Source organism: Rhizobium sp. F40D2 (genome assembly GCF_051810745.2).
In the GTDB taxonomy this organism is placed as follows: Bacteria; Pseudomonadota; Alphaproteobacteria; order Rhizobiales; family Rhizobiaceae; genus Rhizobium.
Window position 1 is genome coordinate 442,592 of the sequence record NZ_JBPWQX020000001.1, and the last position, 20,373, is coordinate 462,964.

The following is a 20,373-nucleotide window of genomic DNA, read 5'->3' on the forward strand; positions in this document are numbered from 1 at the left end:
AGAAAACATGCATATTCTTCACCTGTGGCGAGGTGAACGACACCGTTTCGGCCCTCGTCTGCGCACAGCTCCTGTTTCTGGAAGCAGAAAACCCCCAAAAGCCGATCTACCTCTATCAATTCGCCGGGCGGCGTCGTGACCAGCGGCCTCGCCATGTACGACACCATGCGCTACATCCGCGCGCCGGTTCACACGCTCTGCATGGGCACGGCCCGCTCTATGGGATCGTTTCTCCTGATGGCGGGCGAGCCGGGCGAGCGGGCCGCCCTGCCAAATGCAAGCATCCTGATCCACCAGCCATCAGGCGGCTTTCAGGGGCAGGCGACCGATATGCAAATTCACGCCGGAATCGGTGGAAATCCTGATAACGGAGATCGCCAAGGATTCCTGGGCGGTCGGTGGCAAGCTGAAATCCGGGGCCTGAGAGACGTCCCGCATCACTCAGGCAGGCCGGCCCTTCGGAAGCCGTCGACAAAGTGGTCTCGTATAGATGCATCGCGCAGCGGTTGGGAGCTGAGCCAATGGCCGATGGTGAAATGAGGGTGTGCGATCAAGAACAATTCTGCTTCTTGCCGCGCCTCATCACCGTGGCCGGCCTGCGCAAGCGTAGCAGCCAGGAATTTGCGTGAGTTGGTACGATACGTGTCTTTCCTGCGGAGCGTAGCGGTTGCCGCGTCATAGTCACGCGCGGCATATTGCGCCTGCCCAAGATGACAAAGATACCAGCAGGGTGGGTGGGGATTGAGCCGCAGAGCTTTCTCGATCTGCGCTAGTCCGTCGGCAACCCTGCCGTCCAGCACGGAAATGTCCGACATGGCGGCCCAGGTGTCGGCGTGGTTGGCGTCCAGCTCCAGGGCCTTGGCGAAGGCGGCCTCCGATTCCTCCCATCGCCGCTCGTAGGCCAGAATGGTCCCCAGAACGTAGCGGCAGCCGGCATCGTTGGGATCCAGCTCGACCGCCTTCTGCGCTGATGTCGCCGCCATCCGACGGTTAGGATCTTCGGGCTCGCCGAAATGAGTCCAGGCAAGCCAACGGTTATAGGCAAGCAGACCGAGCGCCTCGGCATAAGATGGCTCGAGCTTGACCGCGCGTTGGAGCAGCATATAGGCCTCACGCTCAGTTTGCGGCGACTCTTCCGTCAGGAGGCGGGCGCGCACACACAGATCGTACGCCTCAAAGTTCGTTGGCCGATTGCGCGGTGTCGGGATGGTCAGCCGGCCGACGAGGGCTTCAACAATCTTGGCGTTAACTTCATCCTGCAACTCGAAAACATCTTCCATCGTCCTGTCAAACCGGTCGGCCCACAAGTGCTGGCCGGCAAGCGTGTCGACCAATTGGGCATTGATGCGGACGCGACCCATTGCGCGCCTGGCGCTCCCCTCCAGGACATAGCGGACGCCGAGTTCCTGGGCGACCAGCCGTACGTCTACCGGCTTGCCCTTGTAGCCGTATACGGAATTGCGCGCGATGACGAACAGGCCAGCCGTACGAGAAAGGTCGGTGATCAGGTCTTCGGTCAAGCCGTCGACGAAAGGCGCGTCCGCATCATCCCCACTCATATTCGTGAACGGCAATACAGCGATCGAGGGACATTCGGGCAGCGGCAATATACTCTGCAGCGCATCCGGCCAATGCCACACGTGGACCGGGCGAGTCAGGTTCTTCAGGTAGCGTTCGCCTGCGTCGAAGAACCGGTCGCCGATCTTGCCGACGATCTCGTCGTGAACGCCGGCTGAAATGCAGATACCTCCCGGCGCGGCCTGTGTCTCCAAGCGCGCCGCGACATTGACCCCGTCGCCGAGGACGTCTGAACCGTCGTCAATGACATCTCCCAGATTGACGCCTACACGTAAAAGTAGGCGTCGATCTCCGGAGGCCTCGACAGTCGTGGTGGCCCGTTGCATTTCCAGCGCTGCTTCGACCGCGTCCACCGCGCTGCCGAATTCGATTAGGAAGCCGTCGCCCACGACCTTGAAGATGCGACCGTTGTGGCGTCTCACAGCCGGCTCGATAACGCCAGAACGGAGTTCCCTGAGGTTTTCAAGCGTTGCGACTTCATCAGCCTCCATCAGGCGTGAATATCCCACCACATCGGCAACGACGATGGCAGCGAGACGACGCTGAAGAAATTGATCCGTCATCTGAGGACAAGCCCAACGACCAAATTAGCAAGTTATTGTTCAACTGCGGGTGAGTCAACAAGTGGTGAGAGGTAATGTCCAAGCGGTCTCCACCTCCATCGAGCCGTCAGCCTTCTTCGTGACTGGCGGCGTCGAGGTGGACGACACGGAAATCTGTACCACGGACAGCAGACGGTTCTTGAACGTCTGGTGATGGGGTCGAGCGGGTCTTCGGCGGAAGTGCCCAGTTCTGTTCGCGAAATGGCACCGGGGGAGACCCGAACTGCACTGCGCTAAGCCTGCATTTCTGGCTAGCTCTCCAGACGCGGCCAGTCTCCTTCGGCCCCAACTCGGACATACGTCGCTTATGAACTGACGTCCGCTATAGGCGCAAACGTGATGTCCAAGGCGGGTTAGCCCCTCGAATTGCCAGCTATCTTCGCAGCGACACCAGAAGGCCGCCACGAAAAGAAGCTTGCGAATCAGATAAGTCTATGCTTATGTGTTGGCATGATCGAGAATGACTTTTTCCGGGCTTTGGCAGATCCGACCCGCCGTGCGATCTTTGATAAGCTGGCGGCGGGGAGCATGAACGCCAGCGCCTTGCGCAACGGCATGGAGATCAGCCAGCCGGCAATGTCGCAACACCTTGCGGTTCTGCGGAGTGCGAAGCTGGTGAGGGAACAACGGCAGGGGCGTTTCGTGAACTACGAAGTCGATCCGGAGGGGCTGGCTCTCATCGCTCAATGGCTGGCGAAGTATCGCGCCTATTGGCCCGACCGCATCGCAGCTCTCAAGGTCTTGCTGAAGGACATGGATCAATGAACGAACAAAAGACCGAGGAGCAGAATAGCGGCGTCGAGCTGGAATTTGACTTGGTCGATCCGCCGCACAAGGTCTGGCGCGCTATCAGTATTCCCGAATTTCGGGAAAGGTGGTTGCCAAAGGAGGCATTGGCCGATCCCGATGCGATCGCCGTCACTCCCGGCCAGGAAGTCCGCTACAGGCTGCGCGACGACAGCCCACCTTTCCTTGAAAGCACCGTGACGTTCACGATCACACCGAACGCGACGGGCGGAACCTGCCTTCGGATCGTCCACGAACTGACGGATGCAAGGCTCGACCGAATGGCGAGGGCGGCCGCGAACAGCAACAGCCCGCTCCTCATGCTCGCCGCCTGACGCGGCGAGCCTCACCCTAAAACTCTGGAAGTTTGGAGGTCGCCGATGCGCGAAGCGATGCAACTTGTCCCTATGGTCGTAGAACAGTCCAGCCGGGGAGAACGATCATTCGATATTTATTCCCGGCTTCTGCGCGAGCGGATTGTCTTCCTCAATGGCGAGGTGAACGATACCGTTTCGGCCCTCGTCTGCGCACAGCTCCTGTTTCTGGAAGCAGAAAACCCCAAAAAGCCTATCCACCTCTATATCAATTCGCCGGGCGGCGTCGTGACCAGCGGCCTCGCCATGTACGACACCATGCGCTACATCCGCGCACCGGTTCACACGCTCTGCATGGGCACGGCCCGCTCTATGGGATCGTTTCTGCTAATGGCGGGCGAACCAGGCGAGCGGGCCGCCCTGCCAAATGCAAGCATCCTGATCCACCAGCCATCAGGCGGCTTTCAGGGGCAGGCGACCGATATGCAAATCCACGCCGAGGAAATCCTGAAAACAAAGCAGCGTATGACCCGGCTCTACGCCGAACATTGCGGCCGCTCCTATGAGGATTTTGAACGCGCCATGGACCGCGACCGCTTCATGACGTCGCAGGAGGCATTGGAATGGGGCTTGATCGACAAGATCATGCAGCTCCGCGAAGCTCCGGCCGATCAGTAAGGGACTGGCAGCCGCACGGCCTACACGCGGCTTGCGAAGTCCCTCAGATGCGCCAGACCCTCTGACCAATCACCCAGTTTGCTTTGGCCATTGATGTGGCCGGCTGCGCCAATCGTTTTCAACTCGCTGCCCCATTGCTCCGCTCGCATTTGGGCATACGGCAACGAACCATAGGGATCATCGCTACTTGCCACGATCAGAGAAGGAAATCGGAATTTCTTCTCGGGTGGCCGTGCAAAACTTGATGCCTGGGCGGGGAAAGCCGGAGATGCCGGATCAGGGACAGCGACCAACATTGCGCCCTTGATCGGCAAATCGGACATCTGGTGCCAATGCGCCACGAGCAGGCAGGCCAGGCTATGAGCCACGAGAACCGGTGGTGTTTGCGTGGATTGCACGGCCTGCTCCAGCGCTGCGATCCAGTCGGAAAGGTCTGGCTCGTCCCAACTCGCAGGAGCAAAACGGCGTATCGACGGATCGGCGTCCTCCCAACGTGTGTGCCAATGGAGATCGCCGGAATTGCCGATACCCGGCAGATGAATGATTTCAGTCATGCTTCACCTCTTGGTCGTTCTCCGCCAAGGATGATCGTTTACGCAGGCAAGATAAATTGGCATTCATCGGAAAAGGCGCCCCTATTCCGATGGATTTAAAGTCAATGGCGAAACAATTCGATACTCATGCTGCGTTCGATCCTACCGACATCTCGATGATCGAGATCTTGCAGGATGATGGTCGCATCAGCGTTTCCGAACTGGGGAGAAGGGTCGGCCTCTCTCAACCCGCAACGTCAGAACGTCTGAAGCGGCTCGAAGAACGCGGGGTCATCAGCGGTTACCGGGCTCTTATCGATCCTGCTGCGGTAGGGCTGGGAATGATGGCGATCGTTCGCCTGCGCACCACGCACGAATACATCAAAACTTGCCTCAAGCAGTTTTCAGAGATGCCGCAGGTTATCGAGGTCCTCAGGCTGACAGGAGAAGACTGCTTCCATCTGAAAGTGATTGTACCGTCGCCAGCAGAGCTGGAAAGCATCGTCGATGCAGTGGCGCGCTACGGCTCGGTCACCACGGCGATTGTGTTACGCAGCGAGCCCACCAAACGTATCGGACGTGAACTCATGATGAAGGGATAGTTTGGCAATAAGACCGAATTTCTGTTTCGGGTTTCCGCCTACTTTCCGAAGTTGCAAGGGAGGGTAATTCCCGACCTTGCCTGCTGTTGGCGCAAACATGATGTCGAAGGCGGGTAGCTTCTCGGGATTCGGACTATCTTTGCGCCTTCGACGGCAGGTCCGGCCGGCGCGCTGCCACGCCCTGGGGAACGAGACAGAGAGCGGCGATGCCCGCCTCTTCGGCCGCACGCAGAAGCGCTTCCCGGAATTGTTCCGGGGCAATTTTGCCGCTGATTGCGTCGACGCAGGCTTTCACGGCCGCCACATATTCCTCGCCGTCATCGCAAGGCCAATCGTTCATCAGGAGACGCGCCGCGTCTCCAAGCGTCCATACGATCTTGCGAGATGCCGGACCTCGCAAAGCAAAACCGACCGGCGTGAATGCTGCTGATGTGTTCCAGCACATTATCCTCGACCCCTCAAGGCAGGCATACTGCAATCCCCACTTTTAATATACGCGCATTTTATGAAAGGTGGAATTGAAATTTCTTGAAGCGTACCGCCTGAGCGCGAGGCTGCCGAATCAAGGAAAAAGGCTCTCTGCGACCTCATTTCAAGCGCTGCGTCAGCACGTGTGGCGCCGATCGGGGCAAGCGGGATTTCTCCTTCGGTCTCAACCCTTCACCCCCTCACCGCAACTCGGCAGTCACCCGGAAAATGCCGCCGGCCGATGCGTCGGAGCAGACGACGAAGGTTGAGCCCTCCTGTGCCATGAAGGCGACGTTGCCACCGGCTTCGCAGGGGGTGGCGCTCCATTGCAGGATGATGTCGCCGTTGTCGGGCAGTTTTTCCGTCGCCATCTTCGTCGCACTTGCCATCCATTCGGTTGCCGACGGCAGGTGGACGGGAGCGTTCAGCTGTTTCGACAGCCAGGCGGTATAGTTCTGCGCCACGGCCAGCGGCACGTCGTCGGCTGGCTGCTGCGGATTGTCGCTGTAGGCCTGGGCGCTAGCGGGATCGGAATTGGCGGTGTAATAGGCCGCCATCTCGGCGCGGGTGACGGCTTTTGCCTGCATGCAGAAGGATTTTTCGACCTTCACGGCGCCGTTGGCGACGCCGAGCATGCCGCCGAGTTCCTTCATCGAGGCGGTCATCAGCCGGACATTGTCCAGCGAATAACTCCCCGCCGGCACTTGCTCGAAGGCCAGCGTCGGTGAAACCGGGCAGAAGCCGCGCGCCGACAGCGCCTCGAGATCGGCAAGGATCGGCTTGTAGGCTGCGAGCGCGAGTTTATAGGCCTCGGCGCTGTAGCGGCCGTCGGCCTCGCCGATTTTCGGCGCGAGGGCGGCAAGCGTCGGATCGGCCGCGCCGGCGCGCGTCGTGATCGAGGCGTTGAGATCGGCGACCTGCTGCTTCAGCGCCGTCGCCTCGTCCTTCGACGCCATGACGTCGGCGATGAGGGCGTCGAAAAGTTTGGCGGCGTCGCCATAGCCCGATGTCGCGGCCGGCACCTGCCATTGCTCGGCCTTGGCCTTGGCATCAGTCATCAGGCCGCTCGCCTTGGCGACATCCGGGCTATCGCCGGCGCCGATGCGATTGACGGTCTCGCGTTTTGCCGTCGCGTTCTTTTCGGCCGCTGCCAGCGTGGTCAGCGCCTTGGCGAGATCATCGAAAGCCGTTTTCGACGCATCGTAATTGTCGATCGCGCCGTGCATCTGTTTGGCGGCGGCGCTGTCGGCGGCGGTCTTCATCTTGGCGTCGGCCTCGGCAAAAGCCGGCGCCTTGTCGCCACCGGCGGCCGAAGCGGCGGCTTTCGCCTTTTCGGCATTCTCCTTTGATATGGCGATCAGCGCATTGCCGAGATTGATGGCGGCAGACTGGAAGCCCGGAAGGGCCTTGTCGTAGTCTTCATCCTTGAGCAGGGCATCGGCGGAGGTCAGTGCCGCTGCACCCGTGTCATAGGCAAGTTTCGCCTGGTCACCGGATGGGCGCTCCGGCGCCTTGGCGGCGATCGCCTTCTGTTTTCGGCTTTCGGCCTCCTTCTTCCAGGTGCCGACATCGGCGACGAGTTTCGGATCCGGGCGCAGCAGCTTCGGGATGGTGATGGCGCCGACGCCGATGCAGATCAACAGCAGGGCTGCGATCATGGAGATTTTGACAGGCGTCCACTTTTTCGGTTTCGGCGCCTCCGCCTGCTGCGGCATGCCGCCGCGCGGATCCCAGGACATTGGCTGGATGCCTGTCGTCACCCTTGTGTATTCGCCGAGCGCATCGGCGCCGGTGCGCGGGCGCTGGGCCGGGTCGCGGCTGAGCATCCTTTCGATCAGGCTTGCAAGACCCTCGGGAAAGCCGGGGATCAGAACATCCAGGCGGGGAAAGATGTTGGAGGGGTCGAGGTGGATGTTCTTCCAGCTCTGCTCGCGCTGGTGCTCGTCTTCCCAGACCATGACGCTGTCGAAGACGCTGTTATAGGTCTGGCGCGGCAGGAAGAGCTTGTAGGCGATCATGCCCATTGCATAGATGTCGAGGGCGGCTGAGGCCGAGAAGGTGCCGCTGGCATAGATCTCCGGCGCGCCGAATTCCGGCACATAGGGCGGAATGATGTGTTCGCCGATCTTCGAGATCAGGTGCAGGTTGCCGATCCGGACCGACAGGCCGGAATAATCCTCGGAGACGTAGATGCACTGGTCCGTCAGGGCGTTGTGGGCGTAACCGGCGCCGTGCAGCGTCGCCAGGCCCTCGAGGATGTGGCGGCCGATCTCGGCGGCGCGCTCGTAGGCCACCATTTCGGTTTCGTCGAGATACTGGTGCAGCGTCTTCGACGGCCGCTTCTCGACGATGTAAAAATTGTCGTCTTCCGGCGACGGCGGGATCAGGTCCTCGATTTCGACGAAGCGCCGGGCGGTCAGCGATTTCGCCTCGTTGATGGAGGTCCAGACCCGCTCGAAACGCGCCTTGTCCAGTTTCAACGCCACATCGGGGGCGACGATGAAGACCGCATGATCCATCCGCTTGTCCTGAGCGGGATAGACGATGAACTCGTTCTCATAGACCGGCTCGCCGATCGTGTAGCGGGCGATCAGATCACTTCTCATGCACGTATCCCCCTGCAATCATTGGCATTCCATGAAACCGCATTCTATTCGCCCGCCAGAAGCGGATCGCCGATCAGCCCTGCGGCGAGCAGCAGGCCGGTCCTTGTATCCCTGAGTGCGAAGGCAAAACGGGCATCGGCAACGACGCGAACGAGCTTCGGATCAATGCTGCGTTCGGTGATTGCTGCCGTGGCTGCCGCTGCCTCCGTGCCGTTTTCGTCGAGCTTGATCATCGTCTTCTGAAGAACGCGCGACAAGCGAATGTTTTCCTTGGTGAAACCCGGGAATGCCGCATCCTTGGCCTTCCCGGCCGCCAGGCCCATCTGATTGAGCACCGGCATCAAATCACGCCCGTCGCTCAGGGAAAAGCGGGGCAGGAAGATTTCACCCTTGGCAGGTTCGAATTTTTCCCCCTGCAGCCAGGAAGAGAGCGCCCTCAGGTCGGCGCCGCCGACACCTTTGCCGGAGCGCGCCGCCACCACGACCATGCTGTAGCTTTCGCCGGCATAGGCAAGATCGACGGCGGCGAATTTCTCGTTGAAGCGGAATTTCTGCCCATCGCCTGCGAGATGCATCATCGGCACCGAAATCGTCGAACCATCAGGCCGCTGAAAGGGGCTTGCCGGGCTTTCTTTCTCGAAGGAGGTCTTCCAGCGCGCCTTGAAGGACAGCGCGCCCAGGCTGACGAAGCCGCCGCCGGGCGGCGCGTCCAGCATGACGGGAATGGCGCCCCGCGTCGTCTCCTTGACCCAGCCATTGATATGCTCGACCGAGGCCGGTCCGTCGAGATCTTCGATTGATGGTTTGATCCGGTGGGTGGCGAGCATGGAAAGCGCGTCGGGGGCGAGCACCAGCTTGTCGTCGAAGACGATGGCAACTGCCGTCGCCAGAGGCGCATCCGCCGCTGCCGGCTTCTCCGGGGTCATCGCGCCGAGCACCGTCTCCGGCCCCTTCACCTCGCTGCCGAAGCCGAGGCCCTTGGCGATCGCAGCCTTGCCCTCGGCGGAGGCGCCAAGGCTGGCAAGGCCGAGGGCTGCGGCAAGGCTTGCCGGCGACACCATGATATTGGCAGCACCCTCCTTTGCCAGCGTGCGGTCGATGAGTTCGGCGGCAAGCCCGGCTTGCGCGGCGAGCAACGTCTTGCCATCGCCGGAGTTGTCGGCATGGGCTGGGGCAAGCGTCAGCAGCGAAGCGGCAAGACCCGCCAGCAGAGTGGATTTCGGCATGGGTTCCCTCCTCTTCAGCGGATGCGGTAGAATTTGGAATCGAACGACCATTTGCCCTGGGCGCCGGTCTCGTCGTCGCCGACGATCCTTAACGTACGGGCGAGATCGTAGACATAGTTGAAGGCGGCGCGCTGGCCGACCAGCGGCGTCGGCACATCCGGCAGGTCGAGCACTTCGATCGGCTTGTCGCTGAGGATGGCGACGACCATGCCGACGCCGGCCGGTCCCTCCACCACATATTCGAAACCGGTATAGGGATTGCGCGCATCGGGCACGACGACCGGACGGGCCGGATCGAGCCGGTTGTCGCCGCTCTTGGCAGTCGGCTTCAAGCCCATCGAGCGCTTGTTCGGGTAGAGCTGGGTCAGCTTGCCGGAGGCATCGATATCGACGAGGATCAGGTAGCCGGATTTCTTGGTCGAAACCCGCATCGCCACCTTGTCGCCGATGCCGACCGAGGTGCCGGGCAGTACATCGACGGCAACACCCGCCTCGTTGTCGGTCTTCAGCGTATTCTCGACGGCGGCGAGCGGGGTTTTTGCCTCCTCGCCGGTGATGACATCGCGGCCGAGCGCATCCGGCTGGCCATAAAATTGCGGGACCGGGGTGAAGCGGCAATCCTCGGCATGCATCCGGCAATATTCGTCGGATTTGCGCCGGACATAATCGAGCAGCGCGGCGTTGCTGACATTCGGCTTGTCGGCGGCGCGCGCCACGCCATCCTCGACGCCTTCGATGAAGCGGCGGGTGAAGACGCCGACCGGCGGCTTGGCCTCCCGATCGACCAGCGCCCATTGGCCTGAGTTGACCGCCGACCAGACCATGGCGTTTTCGCCGCCGAAGGAGAACTTCGCTTCCTTGCCGGATTTGTTCGGTGGTTCGAGCTCGGCCAGCGCCGGACCGAGGCAGCGCACCGAGCCGGAGGGGGCGGCGACCGCACTGCGGCTGCCGGGCCCGACATGGCAGGCGTCGATCAGCAGCGTGACGCGGCGGTCCTTAAGGCTGTTCAGCCGTGCGGCGATTTCCGTTTCGCGGATCTGGTTGGTGACCGTGACCTTGCCGGCCTCGCGCACCAGCTTGGCGTCGGCTGCGACAAGCGTCGGGCTGGTCGTCGCCTCGGCGCCCATTTCCTCTGAACCTTGGCCGCTGAAATAGAGGAAGACCCGGCTTCCGGGCGTCGACTGGCGCACCAGCCAGTCGTCGATTTCGGCAAGGATCGCCTCGCGGGTGGCCTTGCGGTTGGTCAGCGTGTGGATCTGTTCCGGGCGGTAGGCGAGCGTCTTCACCAGGAAGAGCTGCATCGCCTTCACGTCGGTAGCGGAGCCGGTCAGTTTCGCCTCGCGCATCTCGTAATCGTCGATGCCGATCAGCAGCACGCGGTCGCCTGGGGAGCCTTGGATGCCGGGTGTTTGTCCATCAGGGGCGTGGACTGGGGGCGTCTCGGCAACAGGCGGCTGGACGGCGGGTTCCTCGGCGGCAGGCTTGGCAGGGGGCGCGGTATTGTCGGCGGGCGTTTCGCTGGTGGCGGCAGGAGCGCTGTCGCCGGCGGGCGGGGTGGTGATGGCGAGGTTGGCGAGTTTCTGGCCGGATTGCCTTGGCTTGGTCCCGGTGCCGGGGGTGGTCGAGGCAAGTTGATCGCCTGAACTGGGCGCTTCGACATCGGGCACGTCGCCCTCGGTCTTGGCGGCGATCCAGCCGCGGAAGGCGGCGACGCGGGTATAGACGCCATAGTGCTCGGCTTCGGCGCAGCCGGCACCCCAGCTGACGATGCCGAGCTGGATCCAGCTCTTGTCCGGGCGCTGGGCCACCAGCGGCCCGCCGCTGTCGCCCTGGCAGGCGTCCTTGCCGCCTTCGGCATAACCGGCGCAGACATTGCGCTCGTCGATCGGGTTCATCCGCATCGAGCTGTCGCGATAGGCGGCGCGGCAATCCTCGCGCGCAACGATCGGCAGCTCGACCTCCTGCAACTCGGTAGGCAGATATTTGTCGTCCCAGCCGTGATCGGCCTTGGTGTAGCCCCAGCCGGTGACGATGGCCTTGTGGCCGGCCGCCTCCACTTCGTCATCCCCCGCCGAGGCGAGGACCGCCGGCTTGGAGACGGCGGGTTCGGCAAGCTTGATCAGCGCGATATCGTTGGCGAAGACCTTGCGGTCGAAATCCTCGTGGATGACGACGTCTTCGACGGCAAGGCCGGGTTTATCTGGCCCGTCGACCGAGATGACCTTGTCGATCTTCGACTTGCCCTCGACGATCAACAGGTCGCGGGCGAACAGATCCTGCTTGCCGGAGCGGCCGCTGGTGACGCAATGGGCGGCGGTCAGGATCCAGCGCGGTGCAATCAGCGAGCCGCCGCAATGGCCGCCGAAGCGGCCGCGCTGTTCGGGATCGGGCGCCAGGATTTTGACCTGCCAGGGCCATTGGCCCTTCTTCGCCGCCTGGCCGCCGATGACGCGGCCGCCATCCTCGCCGGCAAAATCCGTATCCTGCTGCGCCAGGATCGGTGAGGCCAGCAGTAGCATGACGGCCGCAACGTTGAGGATGCTGCTGATCGACGCGCTCATAGCTTGGCTCCGGCGGAGGTATAGAGGACGGTAAATCCGACGCGGGCACCCTCGGGCAGGACGTCGCCGAGCCGCCTGGCGATATTGCCGGCGGTGCGGCGCCGGTCGTTCTGCTTGAGGAACTCGACGAGTTCGGGCATCGGGGTTTCGGAGGTGACGGCGACGAGCAGGTCGGTGCCGAAGGGGGCGACGACGGAAAGATCGAGGTCGAAATTCGCCGGCATCTCCGCTTCGACATCTTTCTCGCCGGGATAAAGGAACTGTACGGTTCCATCGCCGGTGACGTCGAAGAGCACGAGCTTGCGGCCGGATAGATCGGAGACCGTGACGCCGACGCGCTCGCCCTCGCGATGGACGGTGTCGGAGGGCGTGACGCGCACGGTCTGCGGATTAACCTCCGACTGCCGCTTCAGCGTGTCGAGCGCGGCCATCCGGTCGACGACGAAGGGCATGTCGCCGGCGCCGATGCCGGAAGCAACGACATCGCCGCCGGCAATCGCTTCGTGCTTTTCGGGGTCGAAGACCAGTTCGGCATTGGCGCCCTCCGTCAGCTTGAATGGCGTGACCGCCGGCTCGATGCCCTGCAGTACCGGCTCGGCGCCGAGGGCGGCAACGCTGATCGGCGCGGGCTCGGCCGGCGGCGGAGCGTTTGATTTCTCCGCCGTCGCCTGCGCCCCTGCCCCCTGGTAATCAAAGACGACGGCGCGGTCGAGATCGGTTCCGGGCGGGCTTTGGGTGAAGATATTCTGCCGCTGGTCGGTGAACTGATAGACCGCCTGGCGCACATATTCGAACAGCTCGCGGCGGCTGACGGCACCGTCGCCGTTGCGGTCGGCCGCCCCTTCGAAGGCGCGGGCGCTGGCATAACTCAGCGCGCCGCGTTTCTGCGGAATGCCGGGAATGGAGATTTCGGGCGATTTGGTGTTGTCGTCGACGGCGGCCAGGAAGGTCAGCCGCTTGAAATCGAAGCCAGTGGAAAGCGCATCCGCCGTCGTCGAGATCGGCGCGAGATCATCCTCCTCGATCGTATAGGATGGCGCCTGGCGCCAGGTGATTTCGGCGCCGCGCGGATCGACATCGCGGGTCATGCCGCCGGCATGGCAGGTGTCGGCGATGAAGACGACATCGGCGCCCTTGGCCTCCAGCTTATGGATCAGCACCTTGAACTCGTCACCGAAGATACGCTCGCGCGATCCGGGCAGCCGGGTATCGAAGCCGGCCAGCACATAGACCTCGTCGCGGCCGCTCGGTTTCGAGCCCTTGACGCGCTCCGGCTCGCTCGAGCCGTGGCCGGCGATGCCGAGCACGACGAGATCGCCGGTCCCTGCCCGTTCCGTCACGGCTTCGATGGCGTGGAAGATGCCTTCGCGGTCGGCCTCGCCGTTCTTCAACAGCGTCATGTCCTTAACGCCGACCGAGCGCAGGGAAAGGGAAAGGTCCTCGGCATCGGCGACGGCGCCATGCAGCGGCGGAACATTGCGGTAGAGGTCGATGCCGATCAGCACCGCCCTGACGGCGCCGCGCTCCGGCGCCTCGATCGTCCTTGCCAGGCTGCTGGTGGCCGCCAAACTGAGGAGGGCGAATGCGGCGGCCATGGGAACGGATGCGGACATGGCCAAACTCCCCTCGCCCCGGCTACTCGCGACGCCATTCGACGCGGCGGTTCAGCGCATCGACATCGTCTTCGGTGAGGTTTGCGGTTGCCGTCACATCCACCGGCTCGGAGGCGCCGCGGCCTTCGGCGTCGATCGTTGCGTCGATGCCGTTGCTCTTCAGGAAATCGGCGACGGCCTGGGCGCGGCGCTCGGACAGCTTCTGATTATAGTCGTCCGCGCCGCGGCGGTCGGTGTGGCCGATGAGGATGACGCGGCCGGGCTTCTGCTCCTTCAGCGCCTCCAGCAATTCCTGGGCGGCCTCCGTGCCGATCGAGGTGAAGCTCGACTTGTTGAAGTCGAAGGTGATCGGCACCGGAATGGAGACCGGCACGATGCCGCGGACATTTTCGGAATAGATGCCGCCGAGCACGCCGCTGCGATGATCCTTCTCGGCCGGCACGAAGCTGCCTTGAGGATTGTCGCTCGTCGGGTTGGCGGCAAGGATGCGGGCCTGGGCGGCGCGCTGGATAAGGTCGGAGATCGTGTCGGCCGGCGGCGCCTTCGGCGTGCGGGTCTCGTTCTTGATGATTTCGATCGCCTGCTGGTAATCGGCGGCGGCATCGGCGAAGCGGCGGGCGGAGAAATAGATCTCGCCGAGCGTGGCGGAGGCCTGCCAGAGAACCTGCGGGCTGTCGGCGGCGACAAGCAGCGGCTCGTAATCGGCGACCGGCTGGTTGGCGGCCATCATCTCCTGGGCGGCGGAAAGCCTGAGGGCCGCGACGCGGCGCTGGGCATTCACCTGGAACTGGCCGCATTCGGCGCTGACGGCGATCGCATCGGCCTCGGAGGCAGCGGCATTGATGTCCTTGGCGGCGACGGCGGTGTTCAGCTTGTCGAGAAGGGCGGTGCAGGCAGGCGTATCGGCATTCGCCACTTCGATTTCCTCGCCGGCCTGGCCAGGTTCGGCCGAGCGGCCGAGGTTGAGCTGCGGCATCTTGATGCTGAAACCGCCGGGCAGTTTGAATTGCGGCATCTTGAGCTGCGGCATCGGCAGCTTCGGCATCTTCGTCTGGGAGGATTGGGCCGGCTGTTTATACTGCGTCGGCCGGGTGGACGAGGTGGTGTCGGCGGGGCCGATCAACTGCAGTTCGTCAGCGGCAAGCTCCTGGCCGGGCGCCAGATTGGTGACGATCTTGTATTTCTTCGGCGGCTGTTGGGCGGCCTGCTCCACAGGCTTCGGTGCGACCTTTTTCGGAGCAACGGGCTTCGGCTTTTCCACGACCGGTTCCGGCTTCTTGGCGACCTCCTGCTTCGTCACCGGCTTTGGCTTCGGCGCAACGGGCGGCTTGGCTGCCTGTTCGACCGGTTTTGCCGCGGGTGCGACTGCAACAGGCGGGGCGGCGGGACTGTCGACCGTCGTCAGCATCAGCGTCTTGCTGCTGATCTTGGTGCCGAGGCTGCGGGCCTCTTCCAGGCTGCGGGACACGGCATCCATGCCGCCGTCGACCGAGCGGAACATGCCGCTGCCGCTGCCGCCGAGATCGGCGAAGATGGTCAGCGGCTTAGAGGAATAGAAGACCTTGATCTGCTCCTGACCCACGGGGCCAGAGACCTGCAGCCGGGCGCCGCTGGCCGGATCCGGCACCTGGACGCGCTTGCCGGGCCCGACAAGGGCGTCGGTCTGATACTTGTTCGGGAAAAGTTTGATGACGGAACCGTTCGGCGAGACGTTCAGCACCGTGACATAGCTGTTCTCGGTCGACTGGATGAACAGGCCGACAACTTCGCCGATGGCGTATTTGGCCTCGGCGCGATCGAAAGTGATGCTGACGGGACCGGTCTGGGCCGGCGCTTCGGTCAGTGTGCGCTCGTTCTGCGCCACGACGGCGGGAACCACCGCAAAGAACGAAAGAAAGGTGGCTGCGGCCAGGATGGCTTTGCGGTGTGGCATGGAAAAACCTCCTCTTCGAACAATCTCACACTGTGTTGAAGATGAGAATAGCACTGACCGGCGAAATTGGGATGGCTTTGCCTGTCTTGCTTGAGGGAGGGTTACAAATTATTTGGAGCCGGCAAGAAACCGTCCCGGAATAGCCGCAAGCAAGACTCGCGCTCAGCAATATTCGCCGGCCGGTGCAGTCCTTTCGACTTTGGATCTGCGTTTAGTTCTTGGGTTTCTGCCCGGCTGATTTCAAAATCGAGATCAGGTCGCTCATCCCTTCGGGCGAGGAATTATAGAGCCAGAGAATATCCGGATTATCGATCGTGAATTCCTTCCCGGGGCCTGAGCCCATGTCGCGGCCGGGCGAGGTCGCGTCCGGGAGTTTGCCTTGACCGGGTGTCAGTCCCTTGGCGCTTTCGTGTTCTGTGATGATCGCAGTCGCTGCGGCAAAGGCCTTTTCGTCGTGTTGGCGCAGCGCGGCAAGCGCGGGGTTGCGCGCCGCAAGCGCATCCTCGGCCGGGCCGGCATGGCCAAGCTGAGGCATCTGCAACGCCAGCAGGAGGCCGATCGACAGGGGTATGAGCCGGGATTTCGTCATCGTCGTCACATCCGTCTTATGGGCGCTACCGCGCGCGACATGCTTCCGGACAATAGGCAGAGGCCGGAAAGATGGCAACGGCGCTCAGTGCCAATCAGTTGGGAGGGGTGAAACCGGCTTGGGACAGCTCGCACATTCCGCTGGAGCCGGCTTTGACGAGCGTCATTGTAGACAAGCACATCGGATGCAAACGATGTTCGCAGGGATAGTATTATCCCGGGGTTTAATCGTCGTCGTCAGGTAAAATATTCTAATCAAAATTGTAGTCTAGCTTATTCCCGCGGCTTATTACCAATATAGCCGGAAGGAATGGCGTGAGGCCGGCGTTCCAGGTGTTTTGATTCGTATCAACGACACGAGGCGGCTCACCAGTCTACATCTTTTGGAGAAATGTTTTCTTTTACAAAATTCCAAGGGGAGGAAAATATGAAAAAATCCCGTTTCATGGCTATTGCAGCAGCTTCGCTTGCGGCCTCGTTCATTGCTCCGGCAAGCCATTCGGCAGAGGGCGGCGATGTCGGGACGCTGACGCCGGAGAAGGCCGACAAGGCATTCGCCGGCAAGCCGCCCTACTCGCCCTATGCCGGTCGCAACTTCCCCACGCGGCCGCTGTTTGGCGACACGCACCTGCACACGGGAGCTTCGTTCGACGCCGGCGCATTCGGCGCACGGTTGACGCCGCGCGACGCCTACCGCTTCGCCCGTGGAGAGGAGGTCATGGCGTCAAGCGGTCAGCCGGCAAAGCTGTCGCGTCCGCTCGATTTCCTGGTGGTCGCCGACCACTCGGACAATATGGGGATGTTCACCGACCTCTTCGCCGGCAAGCCGGAGGTGATCGCCGATCCGCAGGCCAAGACCTGGTACGAGGAAATAAAGAGCGGGCAAGGCGGCAAGGCGGCGCTGGAGATCATCTTCGCCTTCGGCAAGGGCACATTGCCGCAGTCGATGATCTACGGGCCGGACACGCGTCCCTACAAGAACGCCTGGCAGGACACGATCAAGGCGGCGGAAGAATATAACGAACCCGGCCGCTTCACGGCCTTCATCGGCTATGAGTGGACATCCAACACGGCAGGCAACAACCTGCACCGCAACGTCATTTTCCGCGACAATGCCGACAAGGCCGATCAGGTGTTGCCCTACACGACACTGAAGCCGCTCGGCAGCGACAATCCCCGCGACCTTTGGAAGTGGATGCAGGCCTATGAGGACAAGACCGGCGGCAACGTGCTCGCCATCGCACATAATGGCAACCTGTCCAACGGCCGCATGTTCCCGTTGATCGAATCCTTCACCAACAAGCCGGTGGACAAGGCCTATGTGGAGGAGCGCGCAAGGTGGGAGCGGCTCTACGAGACGACCCAGACGAAGGGGACGGGGGAAGCCCATCCGGCGCTGTCTCCGAATGACGAGTTCGCCGATTTCGAAATCTGGGATTTCGGCAATCTTGACGCGAGCGTGAAAAAGACGCCTGACATGCTCGAGTTCGAATATACCCGCTCCGCGCTTCGCAACGGCCTCAAGCTCGAAGCCCAGCTCGGCACCAACCCCTACAAGTTCGGCCTCGTCGGCAGTTCGGATTCCCATACCGGCCTCGCGGCCATGGAAGAGGACAACTTCTTCGGCAAGACGACGCCGCAGGAGCCGAGCCCCGAGCGCCTGACCGCAACCTTCGTGAAGGACGACAAGACCGGGATCACAGTCATGGACTGGGAGGTCGGCGCGTCGGGTTACGCCGCCGTCTGGGCGACGGAGAATACGCGGGAATCCATTTGGGACGCGATGCAGCGCAAGGAGACCTATGGCACAACGGGATCGCGGATGATGGTGCGCTTCTTCGGTGGCTGGGATTTCGCGCCGGCCGACGCCCAGACCCGCAATCCCGGCGCGATCGGCTACGACAAGGGCGTGCCGATGGGCGGCGACCTGACCAAGGCTCCTGACGGCAAGGCGCCGACATTCCTGGTCGCGGCGCTGAAGGATCCGATCGGAGCCAATCTCGATCGCTATCAGATCGTCAAGGGGTGGTTGGACGACAAAGGCGACACCCATGAACAGATTTACGATGTCGCCTGGGCCGGCGACCGCAAGCCCGGCGCCGATGGAAAGCTGCCGTCGGTCGGCAGCACGGTCGACATCGAGAACGCCACCTGGACCAACACGATCGGCGCTCCCGAACTGATCACCGTCTGGACGGACCCGAACTTCGATCCGACGCTGAAGGCTTTCTATTACGGGCGCGTTATCGAGATCCCGACGCCGCGATGGACTGCCTATGACGCAAAGCGGTTTGGCAACAAGCCGCTGGAGGGCACATCGATGACCGTGACCGAACGCGCCTATACCTCGCCGATCTGGTATACGCCCTGACACGACGAGAAACCGGTGCTGAAACGCGTTCTCAAAGAACCCCTCGTCCATTTTCTGGTGCTCGCGCTTGCGATCTTCGCCGGCTACGCGCTGGTCGGCGCCGGCGAAAGGCAGGAACACATCGTCGTTACCGCGCCGAAGATCGAGCAGATGGCGACCTTGTTCACCAAGACCTGGCAGCGTCCGCCGAGCGCCGCCGAGCTCAAGGGGCTGATCGACGATTATGTGAAGGAGGAAGTCCTCGTCCGTCAGGCGCTCGCCCTCGGGCTCGACAGGGACGATGCCGTGGTCAGGCGGCGCCTTCGCCAGAAGATGGAGTTCCTGAACACGGCGGACGCCGAGGCGCTGGGGCCAACCGACGCGGAGCTCCAGGCCTATCTCACCAACAACGCCGACGCGTTCAGGATCGAGGGCATGCTGGCCTTCGAGCAGGTGTTCCTGAGTCCGCAGCAGCATGGCGGGCGGGCAAAGCAGGACGCCGGCTCCATCCTCCATATTCTGCTGTCCGATCCGCAGGCGAACCGCTCGCTGCTCGGTGACGCCACGCTGCTGCCGCCCGAGCTTGCGCTCTCCGACAGCGCTTCGATCACGCAGACCTTCGGGGCCGATTTCGCCAAGGCCCTCGATCAGGCGCCCATCGGCCAATGGATCGGGCCGGTCGTTTCCGGTTTCGGACTGCACCTCGTGCGCGTGACGGAGCGTGTGCCCGACCGCACGCCCTCGCTCGGCGAAGTGCGTGACGCGGTCGCGCGGGAGTGGACGAACGCCAGGCGCAGCGAGCTCGAAGACCAGCAATTTGCGAAGCTTCTCAAGGGTTACACGGTGACCATCGAGAGCCTTGCCGGCAAGGAGACCGGCCGGTGAAGCCGATCGGCAGAATATTCGCCTTCCTGCTGGCCTTGCTGCTTGCGGCGGCAGCCCACGCGCACGAGGTCCGCCCGGCCTATCTCGACATGCGCGAAACGGACTCCGACGCGTTCGCCGTCGTCTGGAAGGTGCCGGCGCAGGGCGAGATGCGCCTCGGGCTTCATGCGCGGCTGCCGGCCGCCTGCGCGGAGAAATCCGAGGCGGTTCGGTCGATCGAGCAGGACGCCTATTTCGAGCGATGGAACGTTACCTGCGCAGGCGGCCTGAAAGGCGGCGAGATCAGCATCGACGGCCTCAAGTCGACGCTGACCGAAGCGCTGGTGCGCATTGAATATGCGACGGGAGACATCGAGGTTGCGCGTCTCCTGCCTGATCGGCCGCGCTTCGTGGCAGCCGGCACGCAGACGAGCATCGAAGTGGCGCGAACCTACTTCCTGTTCGGTGTCGACCACATTCTCTCCGGCTTCGATCACCTGCTCTTCGTGCTTGCGCTCATCCTGCTCATCCGAAACCGCTGGATGCTGCTCAAGACCATCACGGCGTTTACGATCGCACACAGCATCACACTGGCTGGAGCGTCGCTTGGCTATTTCAGTCTGCCCCAGAGGCCGGTGGAAGCCACGATCGCGCTCAGCATTGCGTTTGTGGCGCGCGAACTGGCCAAGACGGAACCGGGCGAGAGGCGGCTGTCCGAGAGTTATCCCTGGCTTGTGGCCTTCGCGTTCGGGCTGCTGCACGGCTTCGGCTTCGCCGGCGCACTGAAGGAAACCGGCCTGCCGCAGTCGGACGTGCCGCTGAGCCTCTTGACGTTCAACTTGGGCGTCGAGGCGGGGCAGCTCATCTTCGTTGCGGCGATACTGGTCCTGTTCAGGATCGGAGCTGCTCTCGTCGCCTTGCCGCCGGCGCCGACCCGCCGGCTCGGTGCCTACGTGATCGGGACAGCCTCGATGTTGTGGCTCTTTCCCCGGATCGCTGGTCTCGGTATATGAGAGATGGCGCGGCCGGAAAGCTACTGCGCGCCGGCAATAGACGCAGGCGCGCGGTTGA

At 62.6% G+C, this 20,373-nt stretch carries 16 protein-coding genes and 2 pseudogenes; 9 read left to right on the forward strand and 9 right to left on the reverse strand.

Going from position 1 to position 20,373, the window contains the following annotated elements:
• Positions 1-11: 11 nt before the first annotated feature.
• Together ACS4RS_RS24400 and ACS4RS_RS24405 are read left to right on the forward strand one after the other, a co-directional pair.
• A pseudogene (locus ACS4RS_RS24400) lies at positions 12-345 on the forward strand (ATP-dependent Clp protease proteolytic subunit); the annotation flags it as partial.
• A pseudogene (locus ACS4RS_RS24405) lies at positions 344-424 on the forward strand (4-oxalocrotonate tautomerase); the annotation flags it as partial. The pseudogenes ACS4RS_RS24400 and ACS4RS_RS24405, both read left to right, overlap by 2 nt.
• Positions 425-437: 13 nt before the next feature.
• On the opposite strand, the gene ACS4RS_RS24410 reads toward ACS4RS_RS24405, so the two are convergent.
• Positions 438-2,141 (reverse strand): adenylate/guanylate cyclase domain-containing protein, encoded by a 1,704-nt coding sequence (locus ACS4RS_RS24410; protein WP_449314009.1) that lies wholly within the window; start codon positions 2,139-2,141, stop codon positions 438-440.
• A 489-nt stretch (positions 2,142-2,630) separates the two neighbouring features.
• Between ACS4RS_RS24410 and ACS4RS_RS24415 the strand changes: the two genes are divergently transcribed.
• The 3 genes from ACS4RS_RS24415 to ACS4RS_RS24425 are packed head-to-tail and all read left to right on the forward strand — an operon-like array spanning position 2,631 to position 3,958.
• The gene (locus ACS4RS_RS24415) at positions 2,631-2,945 is read left to right on the forward strand and encodes a metalloregulator ArsR/SmtB family transcription factor (protein WP_439013427.1); all 315 of its coding nucleotides are present in this window, start codon (positions 2,631-2,633) and stop codon (positions 2,943-2,945) included.
• Positions 2,942-3,301 carry an SRPBCC family protein gene (locus ACS4RS_RS24420; protein ID WP_439013428.1) on the forward strand — a complete coding sequence of 120 codons (360 nt, stop codon included), beginning with the start codon at positions 2,942-2,944 and terminating at the stop codon, positions 3,299-3,301. The genes ACS4RS_RS24415 and ACS4RS_RS24420 overlap by 4 nt, the downstream gene beginning before the upstream one ends.
• Positions 3,302-3,346: 45 nt before the next feature.
• Positions 3,347-3,958, forward strand: a complete 612-nt coding sequence (locus tag ACS4RS_RS24425; RefSeq protein ID WP_439013429.1) for an ATP-dependent Clp protease proteolytic subunit — start codon at positions 3,347-3,349, stop codon at positions 3,956-3,958.
• 20 nt (positions 3,959-3,978) lie between these two features.
• On the opposite strand, the gene ACS4RS_RS24430 is transcribed toward ACS4RS_RS24425, so the two are convergent.
• Positions 3,979-4,512 carry an alpha/beta hydrolase gene (locus tag ACS4RS_RS24430; protein WP_439013430.1) on the reverse strand — a complete coding sequence of 178 codons (534 nt, stop codon included), beginning with the start codon at positions 4,510-4,512 and terminating at the stop codon, positions 3,979-3,981.
• A 104-nt stretch (positions 4,513-4,616) separates the two neighbouring features.
• Between ACS4RS_RS24430 and ACS4RS_RS24435 the strand changes: the two genes are divergently transcribed.
• Positions 4,617-5,093, forward strand: a complete 477-nt coding sequence (locus tag ACS4RS_RS24435) for a winged helix-turn-helix transcriptional regulator (protein ID WP_439013680.1) — start codon at positions 4,617-4,619, stop codon at positions 5,091-5,093.
• A gap of 133 nt (positions 5,094-5,226) precedes the next feature.
• Here the strand turns inward: ACS4RS_RS24435 and ACS4RS_RS24440 are convergent, their stop codons facing one another.
• The 7 genes from ACS4RS_RS24440 to ACS4RS_RS24470 form a co-directional block, all read right to left on the reverse strand.
• Positions 5,227-5,538: a DUF982 domain-containing protein gene (locus ACS4RS_RS24440; protein WP_003594936.1), complete on the reverse strand. Its 312-nt coding sequence runs from the start codon at positions 5,536-5,538 to the stop codon at positions 5,227-5,229.
• A gap of 223 nt (positions 5,539-5,761) precedes the next feature.
• Positions 5,762-8,167 carry a protein kinase domain-containing protein gene (locus ACS4RS_RS24445; protein WP_439013431.1) on the reverse strand — a complete coding sequence of 802 codons (2,406 nt, stop codon included), beginning with the start codon at positions 8,165-8,167 and terminating at the stop codon, positions 5,762-5,764.
• A gap of 44 nt (positions 8,168-8,211) precedes the next feature.
• Entirely contained in the window at positions 8,212-9,393 is a 1,182-nt protein-coding gene (locus tag ACS4RS_RS24450; protein WP_449314010.1) for a serpin family protein, read from the reverse strand.
• 14 nt (positions 9,394-9,407) lie between these two features.
• Positions 9,408-11,954 (reverse strand): trypsin-like serine protease, encoded by a 2,547-nt coding sequence (locus tag ACS4RS_RS24455; RefSeq protein WP_449314011.1) that lies wholly within the window; start codon positions 11,952-11,954, stop codon positions 9,408-9,410.
• Complete coding sequence (locus ACS4RS_RS24460; RefSeq protein ID WP_439013434.1) at positions 11,951-13,567, reverse strand: caspase family protein; 1,617 nt, start codon at positions 13,565-13,567, stop codon at positions 11,951-11,953. The genes ACS4RS_RS24455 and ACS4RS_RS24460 overlap by 4 nt, the downstream gene beginning before the upstream one ends.
• A gap of 22 nt (positions 13,568-13,589) precedes the next feature.
• Positions 13,590-15,500: a DUF4384 domain-containing protein gene (locus tag ACS4RS_RS24465; protein WP_449314012.1), complete on the reverse strand. Its 1,911-nt coding sequence runs from the start codon at positions 15,498-15,500 to the stop codon at positions 13,590-13,592.
• A gap of 211 nt (positions 15,501-15,711) precedes the next feature.
• On the reverse strand, positions 15,712-16,089 hold the full coding sequence (locus tag ACS4RS_RS24470) for a hypothetical protein (protein ID WP_439013436.1): 378 nt from the start codon (positions 16,087-16,089) through the stop codon (positions 15,712-15,714).
• A 426-nt stretch (positions 16,090-16,515) separates the two neighbouring features.
• On the opposite strand from ACS4RS_RS24470, the gene ACS4RS_RS24475 reads away from it, so the two are divergent.
• The 3 genes from ACS4RS_RS24475 to ACS4RS_RS24485 are packed head-to-tail and all read left to right on the forward strand — an operon-like array spanning position 16,516 to position 20,315.
• The gene (locus ACS4RS_RS24475; protein WP_439013437.1) at positions 16,516-18,459 is read left to right on the forward strand and encodes a DUF3604 domain-containing protein; all 1,944 of its coding nucleotides are present in this window, start codon (positions 16,516-16,518) and stop codon (positions 18,457-18,459) included.
• Positions 18,460-18,474: 15 nt separating this feature from the next.
• Entirely contained in the window at positions 18,475-19,323 is an 849-nt protein-coding gene (locus ACS4RS_RS24480; protein WP_439013438.1) for a peptidyl-prolyl cis-trans isomerase, read from the forward strand.
• Between the two features lie 5 nt (positions 19,324-19,328).
• The gene (locus ACS4RS_RS24485) at positions 19,329-20,315 is read left to right on the forward strand and encodes a HupE/UreJ family protein (RefSeq protein ID WP_439013681.1); all 987 of its coding nucleotides are present in this window, start codon (positions 19,329-19,331) and stop codon (positions 20,313-20,315) included.
• Positions 20,316-20,373 lie beyond the last annotated feature (58 nt).

What these genes read in the sequence shown, in the direction of transcription:
- ACS4RS_RS24410 (WP_449314009.1), bottom strand. Translation starts at nt 2,141, where the DNA reads ATGACGGATCAATTTCTTCAGCGTCGTCTCGCTGCCATCGTCGTTGCC.
- ACS4RS_RS24415 (WP_439013427.1), top strand. Translation starts at nt 2,631, where the DNA reads ATGATCGAGAATGACTTTTTCCGGGCTTTGGCAGATCCGACCCGCCGT.
- ACS4RS_RS24420 (WP_439013428.1), top strand. Translation starts at nt 2,942, where the DNA reads ATGAACGAACAAAAGACCGAGGAGCAGAATAGCGGCGTCGAGCTGGAA.
- ACS4RS_RS24425 (WP_439013429.1), top strand. Translation starts at nt 3,347, where the DNA reads ATGCGCGAAGCGATGCAACTTGTCCCTATGGTCGTAGAACAGTCCAGC.
- ACS4RS_RS24430 (WP_439013430.1), bottom strand. Translation starts at nt 4,512, where the DNA reads ATGACTGAAATCATTCATCTGCCGGGTATCGGCAATTCCGGCGATCTC.
- ACS4RS_RS24435 (WP_439013680.1), top strand. Translation starts at nt 4,617, where the DNA reads ATGGCGAAACAATTCGATACTCATGCTGCGTTCGATCCTACCGACATC.
- ACS4RS_RS24440 (WP_003594936.1), bottom strand. Translation starts at nt 5,538, where the DNA reads ATGTGCTGGAACACATCAGCAGCATTCACGCCGGTCGGTTTTGCTTTG.
- ACS4RS_RS24445 (WP_439013431.1), bottom strand. Translation starts at nt 8,167, where the DNA reads ATGAGAAGTGATCTGATCGCCCGCTACACGATCGGCGAGCCGGTCTAT.
- ACS4RS_RS24450 (WP_449314010.1), bottom strand. Translation starts at nt 9,393, where the DNA reads ATGCCGAAATCCACTCTGCTGGCGGGTCTTGCCGCTTCGCTGCTGACG.
- ACS4RS_RS24455 (WP_449314011.1), bottom strand. Translation starts at nt 11,954, where the DNA reads ATGAGCGCGTCGATCAGCAGCATCCTCAACGTTGCGGCCGTCATGCTA.
- ACS4RS_RS24460 (WP_439013434.1), bottom strand. Translation starts at nt 13,567, where the DNA reads ATGTCCGCATCCGTTCCCATGGCCGCCGCATTCGCCCTCCTCAGTTTG.
- ACS4RS_RS24465 (WP_449314012.1), bottom strand. Translation starts at nt 15,500, where the DNA reads ATGCCACACCGCAAAGCCATCCTGGCCGCAGCCACCTTTCTTTCGTTC.
- ACS4RS_RS24470 (WP_439013436.1), bottom strand. Translation starts at nt 16,089, where the DNA reads ATGACGAAATCCCGGCTCATACCCCTGTCGATCGGCCTCCTGCTGGCG.
- ACS4RS_RS24475 (WP_439013437.1), top strand. Translation starts at nt 16,516, where the DNA reads ATGAAAAAATCCCGTTTCATGGCTATTGCAGCAGCTTCGCTTGCGGCC.